Raw genomic sequence first — 11,877 nt, 5'->3', positions numbered from 1 at the left:
AGATCGCAATGAAAGTTGGGACCATGAAACCACTCGCCTTGGCGGCCAGCCTCGCATCGGCGACGATGCTCGCCGCCGCGCCCGCCCATGCCGAAACGCTGACCGTCTGGAGCGGCTTTCCGGAGATGGCACCGTTCTATGAACGCGTCGCCGAGGCGCTCAAGCAGGACTATCCGGACCTTGAGGTGAACGTCGAGGCGATCGCGCTGCGCGAACACGAAAAGCGCATCGCGCTTGGCCTGACCTCCGGCGCCGGCGGCGTCAAGGTGATCGAACTGGCCGGTTCGACCGCCCAGCGCTACATCGAGAACGACCTTCTGCCGCCGGTCCCCGACGACCTTGCGGACTTCGTGACCGATCCCGAGAACTTCGGCGAGTTCTTCGTCGAATCGGCCTCCGATGACGGCACCGTCTACGGTGTGCCGCTGTTCCGGGGCCAGGGTGCGCTGTTCTACAATGTCGACATGCTCGAAGCGGCCGGCCTGGACGGACCGCCTGCGACCATGGCCGAATACACCGATTACGCCGAAAAGCTGACCCAGCGCGACGACAACGGCAATCCGACGGTGTCCGGCTGGAGCCTGCGGCTGTCCGGTGGCGGGCAGGGCATCGCCGAGAAGTTCTGGATCAACCTGTTCCAGTTCGGCGGCGATCTGCTCGAGCAGACCGACGATGGCAAGTGGCGCGCGGCCTATGCCAACGAGGCGGGCCGGCAGGCGCTCAAGCAGTACCTTCAGAACGTGCACACGCTCAATACGGTGAGCGAGCAGATGCCGGCCGATGCCGAGGCATTCCAGCGCGAGCAGACGGCCATGTTCATCCGCGAAAGCTGGGTGATCGGCGACACCGCCGCCAAGGCGCCCGACCTCAACTATGCCACCGCGCCGCTGCCCGAGGGCTCGATTGCCCTGGCCGTCAATCTTTATGTCAGCGATGCGGACAGCGAGGCGGCATGGGCCTTCACGCGCGAGGCCAACGAGCCCGAGCACCTGGTCTGGATGCTGGAGAATGTCGGCTGGCTGCCCAACCGCGCCAATGTCGACTATTCCCCGGTCACCGAGGCGATTCCGCAGTTTTCCGCCTTCGTCGACTATCCTGCGGACTACGAGTTCTTCACCCTGCCGGCGATCGGACCGATCGAGGAAATCCTCACCCGGTTTGCCGCCCAGCTCACCCGTGCCTTCGGCGACGCCTCCCTGGCCGAAGACGACGCGGCGATTGACGCCTATCTGGCCGCAGCGGCCGAGGAGACCAATCGCATCCTTGAGCGCGAAGGCCTTCTGGCCCAATAGGGCCCGGCGGACTTCTTACAGGGATCCGGGGCGCCTCGCGCGCCCCGGCGCGCATTTGGAGACGGCACATGCTGCGATGGAAGAGATGGCGCTTTGCCATGCTGGCCATTCTGCCGACCCTGGCGATCTTTGCCTGGGTGCGCATGTACCCAATCGTCGAGACGCTGCGGCTGAGCCTTCACCAGTGGGACATCCTGTCCAAGAACAAGCCGTTCATCGGCTTGCAGAATTTTCGTGAGCTGTTTCAGGATCAGCTCTTCCTCGAGGCGCTGATCAACACGTCGGCCATTGCGTTCGGCGTGCTGTTCATCACCATTCCGACCGCGCTCGTCATTTCGGCGCTGATCTACCACCGCACGCGCAGCCGCTTCGCCGGCTTTTACGAGACCACCGTGTTCATTCCGCACATCGTCTCGCTGGTGCCCGCCGCCATGGCGTGGAAGTGGATCTTCGACGCCAATCTCGGTCCGCTAAACGGCCTTCTGCAGTCGGTCGGCCTGCCGGCACAGCCCTGGCTGTTCGACCCGGTGCTTTCGGTCATCGCCATCATCATCCTGTGCTCGTGGCAGGCGCTGGGCTATGCGGTGCTGATCTATCTGGTCGGCTTCAAGAATCTGCCGGTCTCGCTGTTCGAGGCGGCCAAGCTCGATGGCGCCGGCGGCATTGCCCGCTTCTGGTACATCTCCGTGCCCATGCTCAAGCCGATCACGCTGTACGTCTCGGTCGTCACGCTCATTTCGGCCTTCAACGTCTATGCACAGGCCTTCGTGCTCGCCTCCGACAGCCAGGGCGCGCCCGGGCGACAGGTCCGCGTCCTGGTGCTCGACATGCTGGAGAACGCCTTCCGCAACTACCGGATCGGTTATGCCGCCGCCGAAGCGGTGATCCTGCTTGCCATCGTCCTGCTGCTGACGCTCGTCCAGTTCGGCCTGCTGCGCGAAAAGGGGCGCCGATGACCCAGAGCACAGACATCGATCCGCAGGACGCCTCCACACCTGACCGGTACGCTCCCCGCACCGGCCCACTCGGCCTGTCGCGCCGCACCAGGGCGCGTCTGACCGATCTTGCGATCGACGCCTTCCTGTTCGCCTTCGGTCTGCTGATGATCCTGCCGCTGGTGTTCCTGGTGTCCAACGCCTTCAAGACGCCCCAGGAAATGGTCGCATGGCCGCCGCGCATCATCCCCGAAGACCCGACGCTCGAGAATTTCCGTTCGGTGCTCGGCGACACGCCGCTTCTGCTGTGGATATGGAACAGCTTTTCCTTTGCGGTCCTTTCGATGATCGCCATCGTCGCCACCTCGGCGATTGCCGGCTATGTGCTGGCCAAGTTCCCGTTCCGTAGCCTGCACCTGCTGTTCCTGGTCATCCTGGCGACGGCGATCGTGCCCTTCGAGGTCTACATGATCCCGCTCTATTTCCAGGCCCAGGCGCTTGGCATCCTCAACTCGATCTGGGGCCTGCTGCTCGGCTATTTGGTGATGAGCTTCGGCATCTTCCTGATCCGTCAGAACGTCATGCATGCCATACCCGACGAGTTGCTCGAGGCCGCGCGCATCGACGGGGCCGGCGAGATGTGGATCTTCGTCTTCATCGTGCTGCCGCTGCTGCGCGGCGCATTGGGCGCGCTGGCCGTTCTTGCCTTCTTTCAGGCCTGGACGTCCTTTGCCTGGCCGATCATCGTTGCCACGACGCGTGATGCCTACACGATCGAGGTCGGACTGGCGCTGTTCCAGACCGGGTTCACGGTCGACCTGGGCCGGCTGAGCGCCGCCTCGGCTGCGGTGCTCGTTCCGTCGGTGACCTTGTTCGTCATCCTGCGCCGCAACTTCGTGCAGGGCGTTGCCAGCACGGGCATGAAGGAATGACCGGCGGATTCGATACCGGCGCCGCGGCAGAACGCTACGCGGCCTGCAATGCCGCCGCGCTCGGATGGATGCTCGGCCGCGGCCTGCGCGGTCCGGGGTTCGTCGACACCAAGGTCAACCCGATGACCGGCGCCGACTACACCCGCGCCGACGGTTTGCGCGGTCCCGATTACACCTATGGCTGGATCCAGGGGCGCGCGCTCGAGGCGCTGGCGACGCATGCGCGCTTCTTCGAGGCACGCGATCCCGGCTTGGCCCGCGCGCTCGATGCGGCGGGGCGGCGGCTTTATCGCGCACTGGCCGATCTTCTGGCCGAAGATGGCCACATCTATTTCTGCTATGACCGGGACATGCGGCCCGTTCTTGCCGATCAGGCAGGCATCGTCGCGCAGAGCAGGCCGGCCGACATCTGGACCTTTTCCGATGCCTTCGCCGCAAAGGGGCTCGTCGCCGGCGCGGCGCGCCATGCGCCGGCCGAACTGCCCGAACGCCTTGCCTATCTGGACCGCGTCGTCGAAGCGGTGCGGGCAGGGCGCTTTCAGATGAACGAACGCGCGCCCCTGGGCGAAGCGGCCCTTGCCGCCCAGCCGGCCGATTTCGGCCCGCGCATGATCGTGCTGGGCGCCTGCGGCATGCTGCGCCGGCTCGGTCTTGGCGACCATGCCGGTTTCGGACCCGCTTTCCTCGAGCACGTGCTTTCGCACCATCTCGATACCGGGACCGGCCTGCTGCTCAACGTGCCGGGCGAGCCGGCGTGCAATGTCGGCCACGGAATCGAGCTGGTCGGCTTTGCGCTCGACGATCCGGCCCTTGCCGCCGATCCGGCCCGCGTCGAAACGCTGGCCGATATCCTGCGCGCCTGCTTCCGCGCCGGCTTCAAGGGCCCCGGCATCGTCCTGTCGGTCTCGGCCGAAACCGGCGAGGTGCGCGATCCGCACTGCCCCTGGTGGCCCCTGCCGGAGACGATCCGCGCCGCCGCGCTCGCTCACGCCCTGACCGGGCGCGCCGACATGGCCGAGATCTGGCAGGCCGCGGACGCGGCCTTCTTCGAACGGTACTGGCAGGCCGGTCGCGGCTACGCCTACCAGACCCTTGTGCCCGGTGGCCCGGTCGATTTCGTGCCGGCCACGCCCGATCTCGATCCGGGCTATCACACCGGCCTGAGCCTTCTGGCGGCGATCGGCGCCACAACGCATACAGCCACTGAAAAGGACGAGGTTGCCCATGGCGGTCGTTGAGATCAACGATGTGCGGAAGCTCTACGGCAATGTGGAAGCGATCAAGGGCGTCTCGGTCGACGTGCCCGCCGGCGCCTTCGTTGTCCTGGTCGGCCCGTCCGGTTGCGGCAAGTCGACGCTTCTGCGCATGATCGCCGGGCTCGAGGACATCTCCGGCGGCACGATTTCCATCGGCGGTCACGTCATCAACGACGTCGAGCCCAAGCACCGCGACATCGCCATGGTGTTCCAGAACTACGCGCTCTATCCGCACATGACGGTCGAGCAGAACATGGGCTTTTCGCTGCGCTTCGCCAAACGATCGAAGGCCGAGATCAGACAGCGCGTGCAGGAGGCGGCGCGCATTCTGGGGCTGTCGGACTATCTGGACCGCTATCCGCGCCAGCTTTCGGGCGGCCAGCGCCAGCGTGTTGCCATGGGCCGGGCCATCGTGCGCCAGCCGCGCGTCTACCTGTTCGACGAGCCGCTTTCCAACCTCGACGCCAAGCTGCGCGTGCAGATGCGCGCCGAGCTCAAGGATCTGCATGCAAGGCTGCGCACGACCACCATCTATGTCACCCACGATCAGATCGAGGCGATGACCATGGCCGACCGGATCGTCGTCATGCGCGACGGCGTGATCGAGCAGGCCGGCGCCCCGCTCGACCTTTATGACCGGCCGGCCAATCTGTTCGTCGCCGGCTTCATCGGCTCGCCCGCCATGAACCTTCTTGAGGGCGAAAACGATCCGGCGAGCGGCACCGTCGGCTTCGGTGGCGGCGCGTCCCTGTCCCACGCGGTCGCCGGAACGCCCCAGGGGCCGATCGTCTATGGCTTCCGCCCCGAACATGTCGAACTGGTCGGCGAGGGCGAGGGGCCGGCGGCGACCGTCACCAATGTCGAGCCGACCGGCCTCGATACGCTGCTGGTCGCCGACATGAACGGGCACGCCGTGGCCGCCTATCTGCGCCAGCGGCTCACCGTCAAGCCCGGCGATACGGTCCATATCCGCGTTGCGCCCGAACATGTCCATCTGTTCGACACGGCCACCGAGGCGCGCATCGTGCCGGACTGAACGCGCAGATCTGCCGAAATCGTCTATTCCGCCTCCAGCACCTCGCCGAACAGGCGCGGGTCGACCGATCGCGGCTTGGCCGCCTCGCCGGCATCGGCGGCGATGAAGGACGACTTGCCCCCTTCGAGTTCGGCCGGCAGCGCCAGCATGCGCACGAAGGCCGCGTTCGCGCCGCCGTAATTGGTGCCGACCACCGGCTCCGTGCCGGTCTCGAACCACGCATCGCCCGCCCTGATGCGATGCACCGCCTCGCCGACATCGGCGCGCAGCGTGCCGAAGACCAGCCGTCGCATGCCCGGTCCGCGATGGCCATGCCTGGGCGTCTGCGCGCCATGGCGTGATTCGATGCGGTCGACGCGCACCAGCACCGGGCCGGCAAAGCCGAGCGTCGCCGGATGGGCGGCCACGGGTTCGGCCGGCGCGTAAGGCGCCGCGACTGGTGCCTTTTCGAACAGCCAGACTTCCGATCCGGGCGCGACGATCACATGCCCGTTTGCGAACGCGCCTTCGTCAGCGCCGAGCCCAACGCTGTGGCCGTCGCGGTCGAACCTTGCCGCCCCCGTCTTCACATAGACGAAATGCACCGTGCCGGCATCGTTGGGCAATTGCGTCTCGCCTTCGGACAGATCGTAGACCGCCAGCCGGATCCGTCTTGCCGCCTCCGTCATGGCCGTCCCTCCTTTGCAACGCCGCACTGGCGGAGGATCGTGCGCATCGTCACGCTGTCGGCATCAAGATATTCGTCCAGAATGTTGAAGTGGTCGTAGCCGGCCAGCACATGCAGCGCCGGCTCAAATCCGTGCGCGCGCAGATTGTGGTAGTAGCGGAAGGACTGGTCGACGAACTGGTCGGGCTCGCCGGCGCCGGCCAGGATCGTCACGTCCGGGCGCAGCACGGGTGCGCGACGCTCGACATTGTGCCGCGCCGCGATCGCCGCATCGAGATTGAGCTGCGCGTTGACCGACGTGTGGATCGCCGGCGCGGGATCGTAAATGCCGCTGGTCAGCACCACACCGGTAAGCCCCATCGCCGTCGGCTCGGGCCAGTCATGGGCCATGATCGCCGCGCCCAGATGCGCGCCCGCCGAATGGCCCGACAGGGTGATCCGCGCCGGATCGCCGCCATGGGCACCGATGTTCCGGGCGATCCAGCCAAAGCCGGCAATGGCCGAATCGACCACGCCATCGAGCGTCGAGGCCGGGCACAGTTCATAGTTCACGATTACCGTGGTGATGCCGTGCGGCACCAGCGCGCCGGCGATGAAGGCGAAATTCGCCTTGTCCTGCGCCCGCCAATAGCCGCCATGGATGAACACATGAACCGGCGCATCGGCTTTGGCGGCGGGGTATATGTCGAGCCGGCGCAGCGCGTGAGCGCCGAAGGGCACATCGGCGGTGACGGTCAGCGCCTCGCGCGCCCGGTCGTTGTAGGGTGCCCGCTTCGCCCGCGCCTTGGCGAAATCGGGAAAGGCGTGCTGCGGATTGTACTGGAATTCATGCTCTTCGGGCGACAGCTTTGCCCATATTGGTTGCATCATTGCAAGCGCCTGGTCCCTTCTCGTCCCCTTGTTTTTCGGAGGCTTAGCCGATCTTGTGGCGCGATGGGAAGTGGTTCTTGCAATATGGTTGGAAATGGTTCACAAATGCCCGCGCTTGGTGCCGTCCGCTCGAACGCGAGCTTGACCGGCTCGGCGACCGGCGGCGAAAGCGCAATGTCCAGCGGCGAGTGACGGGGTACGTGTGGCGTGAAGATCAGGTCCATCGAGTTCATCGCCCTCAACGTCCCGCTGGCCGACGGCAAGTCCTATGGCATGTCCAAGGCGCTGGCGACCGGCCGCCAGTCGACGCTGGTCGTCCTTGCGCTCGAGGACGGCACCACCGGTTTCGGGGAAGCCTGGGGCCCGCCCGATTTCAACCAAGCCTACCTGTCGCTTCTGAGCGGCTACCTCGTCGGCGCCGATGTTCTCGATATCGAGCATGTCTATGACTGCATCCTCGCCCGGCACTACCATTTCGGCCTTCAGAACGCGATGATGACCGCGATTTCGGGTATCGACATCGCCGCAAAGGACGCCGCCGGCAAGGCTCTGGGCGTGCCGGTCTGCCGGCTGGTCGGTGGGCGCAATCTCGACCGCGTGCCGATCTACGCTTCGGGCGGCTATCTGACCGAAACGCCCCAGGCCGATTACGCTCCGCAGATCGAGGCGATGGCCGAGGCCGGCCATCGGCACGTCAAGATCAAGATCGGCCTGTCGCCGCAATCGGACGCGCAGCGCCTTGCGACGGCGCGGCGGATCCTGGGCGAGGATGTCGAGATCCTGGTCGACATCAACACCAACTACACTTTCGACATCGCGCGCCAGGCGATCGATGCCATGCGGCCCTATCGGCCCGGCTGGGTGGAGGAACCGCTCGCCCCGCGCGACTATGATGGGCTCGCGCGCCTGCACGCGGTCGCTGGCGTGCCCATCGCCACGGGCGAAGCGCTGTTCACGGTCCATGACTTCAGACCGATTGCCGAGGCCGGCTCGGCCGACGTGCTGCAGCCCGACCTGTCGCTATGCGGCGGGTTCTGGCAGGGCCGCAAGATCGCCGAACTCGCCCATGCAAATCACCTGCGAATCTCGCCCCATGTCTGGGGCGGCGCGGTGGGCCTTGCCGCCGCCCTTCATTATGTTTCGGCGCTGTCGGTCTACCCGCATGCGCACAATGTGCCGAAGCCGGTTCTTCTCGAGTACGACCTGGGCGAGAACCCGCTGCGCGAAGATCTGCTGAAGACGCCGCTCGCGCCAGAAGAGGGCACGATCGCCGTGCCCGATGCCCCGGGCCTTGGCATTGAGATCGATATGGACGCGGTGGAGCGCCATGCCGTCCGCTGACGCTGTCATGCAAACGGGCAAGGCGCAGGCGGACGCTGCCGGGACTGCAACGCCGATCCTTCAGGTGCGCGACCTTCAGACCCATTTCTACACCGAGGCGGGTATCATCCGCGCCGTCGACGGCGTCACGCTGAGCGTCGCCGAGGGCGAGACGCTGGCCATCGTCGGCGAGTCCGGATCCGGCAAGTCGGTGACCGGTCTTACCGTGATGCGGCTCCTGGCGCGCACGCCGGCGCGCGTCGTCGGCGGCTCGGTCACCTTCCGCCGTCGCGACGGGGCGAGTGCCAACCTGCTCGAGCTCGACGAGCGCGTCATGGAGGACATTCGCGGCAACGAGATCGCGATGATCTTCCAGGACCCGATGTCGAGCCTCAATCCGGTCTTCACCATCGGCGAGCAGATCGCCGAGTCGGTGCGCCTGCATCTGGGCAAGGACCGGCGTGCGGCAATGCGCGATGCGGTCGATTTGCTCGCCCAGGTCGGCATTTCCGATCCAGAGCGGCGCGTGCACGCCTATCCGCACGAATTGTCAGGCGGCATGCGCCAGCGCGTCATGATCGCGCTGGCACTGGCCTGCAATCCGCGCCTTCTGATCGCCGATGAGCCGACCACCGCACTCGACGTGACCATCCAGGCACAGATCGTCGACCTGCTTCGCCACCTGCAGCGCGAGCGCAACATGGCGATGATCTTCGTCACCCACGATCTCAAGCTGGTCGGCGAGATCGCCGACCGGGTGGCGGTAATGTATGCCAGCCGCGTGGTCGAGGAGGGCAATGTCGCCGAAGTGCTCGAACGGCCGCGGCATCCGTATACCAGGGCGCTGATCGCCTGCATCCCGAAACGCGACTATGCTTCCGCAGAGAGCCAGGCGCTGCATCCGATCCCGGGCACGCTCCCCGACCCGCTCGACCCTCCGGCCGGCTGCGCCTTCCACGACCGTTGCGCCTATGCGCAGGCCGGCTGTGCCACAAGGGTGCAGCGCCTTGAAGAGGCCTCGCAGGGTCACTGGACCGCCTGCATGCGCCATCGGGAGATCGTCGCATGAGTGCGGCCGTCGCCATGGCGCCAGAGGCGACGCGAGATGAGGCCGCGCCGCTGCTCAGCGCACGCGCGCTGACCAAGCATTTTCCGATCGGCCGCTCCCTGCTGCCGTCCCGGCGCGGCACGGTACGCGCGGTGGAGGCGGTCGATCTCGACATCGCGCCCGGCGAGGTGGTGGGCGTCGTCGGCGAATCCGGCTCGGGCAAGTCGACCCTGGGCCGGCTGGTGCTGCGCCTTCTGGAGGCGACTTCAGGCACGGTGAGTTTCGAGGACCAGGATCTGGGCGCGCTCGACGCCAACGCGCTGCGTCGCTTCCGCCGCAATTTCCAGATGATCTTCCAGGATCCGATTTCCTCGCTCAATGCGCGCATGACGGTCGGCGGCATACTGACCGAGCCGCTGCGCCTGCATTTCGGCTTGGACGGGCGCGCCGCCGAGGCCGCCGCCGTCAGGCTGCTCGAGCAGGTCGGCTTGTCGGCCCGGCACATGAAGCGCTATCCGCGCTCGTTCTCGGGCGGACAGGGCCAGCGCATCGCCATCGCCCGCGCGCTGGCCTCCTCGCCCAAGTTCATCGTCGCCGACGAGCCGGTCTCCGCGCTCGACGTGTCGGTGCAGGCCGATGTCGTCAACCTGATGCGGTCGCTGCAGCAGGAACTGCGGCTGGCGCTGATGTTCATCAGCCATGACCTGTCCGTCGTCGAGGTCATCGCCGACCGCGTGGTCGTCCTCTACCTGGGCCGTGTCATGGAGAGCGCGCCGACCGAGGCACTCTATCGCCGGCCGGCACACCCTTACACCGCCGCACTGCTGCAGGCAGTGCCCGGCGCCGTCTCGCCGGAGAACCGTGTGATCCTGAAGGGCGAGATTCCGAGCCCGGCCGCGCCGCCCTCGGGCTGCGTCTTCCGCACGCGCTGCCCCTTCGCCATCGCCGATTGCGCGAGGACCGTGCCGCCGCTGCGCGAGGTCGCGCCCGATCAGTTCAAGGCTTGCATCCGTGACGACATCGCTCTGTGACATGCCGAGGAAACTGGCAAGCGTGCTCGTGCTCGGCGGCCGCGGCTTCGTCGGCAGCCATCTGACGCGACGGTTGATCGAGGCGGGCATCCGCCCGCACCTGTTCGGCCCGCCCATGGCCGACGATCTGCTCGCCGACCTCGCCGGCCGGTTCGACGAGACCCATGGCAGCGTCGAGGATCGCGATGCCATCGTCGCTGCGATCCATGACACCGGTGCCCGCGCGCTCGTGACGATGGCCGCCCACAGCGTCGGCCGCAGCGGGCTGATGCGTTCGGGCGAGGCCGAGGCCGACCGGGCGCTGGCGATCAACGTGCTCGGCTTCCGCAACACGCTCGAAGCGGCGCGCCAAGCCGGTGTCGGCCGCGTCGTCTGGACGAGTTCGACCGTCGTCTATGGCGATGCGGATGCCTATCCGCCCGGCCGCGTCGACGAGGCCGCGCCGCGCCGCCCGATCACCTTTTATGGCCTGACAAAGCAGATGGCCGAAGACGTGGCCGTGCACTACCGCAATCGGTACGGGCTCGACGTGGTCGGCCTGCGCCTGCCGCTCGTGCTCGGCCCTGGCCTGTGGTACCAGGGCGCAGCCTCGACCATCGTCGCGCTGATCGAGGCTGCCGGCGCCGGCAGGGCGCTTCGCGCCGCATTCCACGACGATCCGATGGACCTGATGCACGTGGCCGACGTTGCCGATGCCATGGTCCTGGCCTTGACGCGACGTGGCCAGGCCGAGGCGGTCTACAACATCAACGGCTTCACCGCGCGGCTCTCCGATGTCACGGCCGAACTCGAAGGCCGCTTCGGCAGCCTCGACATCGCCATCGACCCCGAGCCGCAGGCGCGGACCTTTCCTCTCATCGACGATGCACGCTTTCGCAGCCGATTCGGCTTCGCCCCGGCCTTCGGCCTTGCCGACGTCGTCAAGTCCATGCTCGCCAAGGAGCCTGCCAATGCATGAAGAACGGCTGAAGTCGCTTGGAATCAACCTGCCTGATCCGGCCAGCCCCTCCTTCAACTACGTGCCGGTGACCGTGCATCGCGGCGTCGCCTATGTCAGCGGCCAGGTGCCCAAGGTCGACGGCGAGGTGCGCGTCTTCGGCAAGGTCGGCGCCGAGGTCGATCTTGAAACCGCGCAGGGTGAAGCGCGGGTCTGCGTCCTACAGGGTCTGGCCTGCCTTCGGGCGGAACTGGGCTCGCTCGATCGGATCGAGCGCATCCTGAAGATCAACGGCTATGTCGCATCGGCGCCCGGCTTCAACGGTCAGCCAAGTGTTCTGGATGCGGCATCTGACCTGCTCGGCGAGATCTTTGGAGCGGCCGGCCGGCATGCGCGCGCCGCCGTGGGCGTTGCCGAACTGCCGCGCGACTGTGCGGTGGAGATCGAGATGACGGTCGCTGTGCGCGACTGACGAAAACCAAGGGAGAACGGGAGCTTGGGCGGATTGCGTGAATCGGTATTGCAAGCTGAGCCCGAATTGTTCGACCGATCG

The 11,877-nt window shown here is 66.6% G+C and carries 12 protein-coding genes; 10 read left to right on the top strand and 2 right to left on the bottom strand.

Translation table 11 applies throughout. The features are described 5' to 3' along the window. The first annotated feature begins 65 nt into the window (after positions 1 to 65). The 5 genes from RBB34_RS15480 (at position 66) to ugpC (ending at position 5,451) form a co-directional block, all read left to right on the top strand. Complete coding sequence (locus RBB34_RS15480; RefSeq protein WP_306120178.1) at positions 66 to 1,292, top strand: extracellular solute-binding protein; 1,227 nt, start codon at positions 66 to 68, stop codon at positions 1,290 to 1,292. 68 nt (positions 1,293 to 1,360) lie between these two features. After that, a complete protein-coding gene (locus RBB34_RS15475; RefSeq protein ID WP_306120140.1) occupies positions 1,361 to 2,248 on the top strand; it encodes a sugar ABC transporter permease in 888 nt (295 codons plus the stop codon). Beyond that, positions 2,245 to 3,159, top strand: coding sequence for a carbohydrate ABC transporter permease (locus tag RBB34_RS15470; protein ID WP_306120139.1), 915 nt, complete (start codon positions 2,245 to 2,247; stop codon positions 3,157 to 3,159). Before RBB34_RS15475 ends, RBB34_RS15470 begins: the two co-directional genes overlap by 4 nt. Then, on the top strand, positions 3,156 to 4,397 hold the full coding sequence (locus tag RBB34_RS15465; RefSeq protein WP_306120138.1) for an AGE family epimerase/isomerase: 1,242 nt from the start codon (positions 3,156 to 3,158) through the stop codon (positions 4,395 to 4,397). Before RBB34_RS15470 ends, RBB34_RS15465 begins: the two co-directional genes overlap by 4 nt. Beyond that, positions 4,384 to 5,451: a sn-glycerol-3-phosphate ABC transporter ATP-binding protein UgpC gene (gene ugpC / locus RBB34_RS15460; protein WP_306120137.1), complete on the top strand. Its 1,068-nt coding sequence runs from the start codon at positions 4,384 to 4,386 to the stop codon at positions 5,449 to 5,451. The genes RBB34_RS15465 and ugpC overlap by 14 nt, the downstream gene beginning before the upstream one ends. 23 nt (positions 5,452 to 5,474) lie before the next feature. Here ugpC and RBB34_RS15455 read toward each other — a convergent pair whose 3' ends face one another. Together RBB34_RS15455 and RBB34_RS15450 are read right to left on the bottom strand one after the other, a co-directional pair. Beyond that, on the bottom strand, positions 5,475 to 6,119 hold the full coding sequence (locus RBB34_RS15455) for a hypothetical protein (protein ID WP_306120136.1): 645 nt from the start codon (positions 6,117 to 6,119) through the stop codon (positions 5,475 to 5,477). Next, positions 6,116 to 6,988, bottom strand: a complete 873-nt coding sequence (locus RBB34_RS15450) for an alpha/beta hydrolase (protein ID WP_306120135.1) — start codon at positions 6,986 to 6,988, stop codon at positions 6,116 to 6,118. Before RBB34_RS15450 ends, RBB34_RS15455 begins: the two co-directional genes overlap by 4 nt. A 207-nt stretch (positions 6,989 to 7,195) precedes the next feature. Here RBB34_RS15450 and RBB34_RS15445 point away from each other — a divergent pair, with 207 nt between their 5' ends. The 5 genes from RBB34_RS15445 to RBB34_RS15425 are packed head-to-tail and all read left to right on the top strand — an operon-like array spanning position 7,196 to position 11,796. After that, entirely contained in the window at positions 7,196 to 8,329 is a 1,134-nt protein-coding gene (locus RBB34_RS15445) for a mandelate racemase/muconate lactonizing enzyme family protein (protein WP_306120134.1), read from the top strand. Between the two features lie 7 nt (positions 8,330 to 8,336). Beyond that, positions 8,337 to 9,377 carry an ABC transporter ATP-binding protein gene (locus RBB34_RS15440; protein WP_306120133.1) on the top strand — a complete coding sequence of 347 codons (1,041 nt, stop codon included), beginning with the start codon at positions 8,337 to 8,339 and terminating at the stop codon, positions 9,375 to 9,377. Then, on the top strand, positions 9,374 to 10,387 hold the full coding sequence (locus tag RBB34_RS15435; RefSeq protein ID WP_306120132.1) for an oligopeptide/dipeptide ABC transporter ATP-binding protein: 1,014 nt from the start codon (positions 9,374 to 9,376) through the stop codon (positions 10,385 to 10,387). Before RBB34_RS15440 ends, RBB34_RS15435 begins: the two co-directional genes overlap by 4 nt. A 1-nt stretch (position 10,388) precedes the next feature. After that, positions 10,389 to 11,345, top strand: a complete 957-nt coding sequence (locus tag RBB34_RS15430) for an NAD(P)-dependent oxidoreductase (RefSeq protein ID WP_306120131.1) — start codon at positions 10,389 to 10,391, stop codon at positions 11,343 to 11,345. Continuing rightward, a complete protein-coding gene (locus tag RBB34_RS15425) occupies positions 11,338 to 11,796 on the top strand; it encodes a RidA family protein (protein WP_306120130.1) in 459 nt (152 codons plus the stop codon). The genes RBB34_RS15430 and RBB34_RS15425 overlap by 8 nt, the downstream gene beginning before the upstream one ends. Positions 11,797 to 11,877: the final 81 nt, after the last annotated feature.

Origin of the sequence: Roseitalea sp. MMSF_3546 (assembly GCF_030732865.1) — a bacterium.
Classification (GTDB): Bacteria; Pseudomonadota; Alphaproteobacteria; order Rhizobiales; family Rhizobiaceae; genus Roseitalea.
The sequence above is the reverse complement of the archived record's forward strand: the minus strand, read 5'-3'. Positions and strand labels throughout refer to the sequence as shown.

What these genes read in the sequence shown, in the direction of transcription:
- RBB34_RS15465 (WP_306120138.1), top strand. Translation starts at nt 3,156, where the DNA reads ATGACCGGCGGATTCGATACCGGCGCCGCGGCAGAACGCTACGCGGCC.
- RBB34_RS15450 (WP_306120135.1), bottom strand. Translation starts at nt 6,988, where the DNA reads ATGATGCAACCAATATGGGCAAAGCTGTCGCCCGAAGAGCATGAATTC.
- ugpC (WP_306120137.1), top strand. Translation starts at nt 4,384, where the DNA reads ATGGCGGTCGTTGAGATCAACGATGTGCGGAAGCTCTACGGCAATGTG.
- RBB34_RS15435 (WP_306120132.1), top strand. Translation starts at nt 9,374, where the DNA reads ATGAGTGCGGCCGTCGCCATGGCGCCAGAGGCGACGCGAGATGAGGCC.
- RBB34_RS15440 (WP_306120133.1), top strand. Translation starts at nt 8,337, where the DNA reads ATGCAAACGGGCAAGGCGCAGGCGGACGCTGCCGGGACTGCAACGCCG.
- RBB34_RS15425 (WP_306120130.1), top strand. Translation starts at nt 11,338, where the DNA reads ATGCATGAAGAACGGCTGAAGTCGCTTGGAATCAACCTGCCTGATCCG.
- RBB34_RS15430 (WP_306120131.1), top strand. Translation starts at nt 10,389, where the DNA reads ATGCCGAGGAAACTGGCAAGCGTGCTCGTGCTCGGCGGCCGCGGCTTC.
- RBB34_RS15475 (WP_306120140.1), top strand. Translation starts at nt 1,361, where the DNA reads ATGCTGCGATGGAAGAGATGGCGCTTTGCCATGCTGGCCATTCTGCCG.
- RBB34_RS15455 (WP_306120136.1), bottom strand. Translation starts at nt 6,119, where the DNA reads ATGACGGAGGCGGCAAGACGGATCCGGCTGGCGGTCTACGATCTGTCC.
- RBB34_RS15470 (WP_306120139.1), top strand. Translation starts at nt 2,245, where the DNA reads ATGACCCAGAGCACAGACATCGATCCGCAGGACGCCTCCACACCTGAC.
- RBB34_RS15480 (WP_306120178.1), top strand. Translation starts at nt 66, where the DNA reads ATGCTCGCCGCCGCGCCCGCCCATGCCGAAACGCTGACCGTCTGGAGC.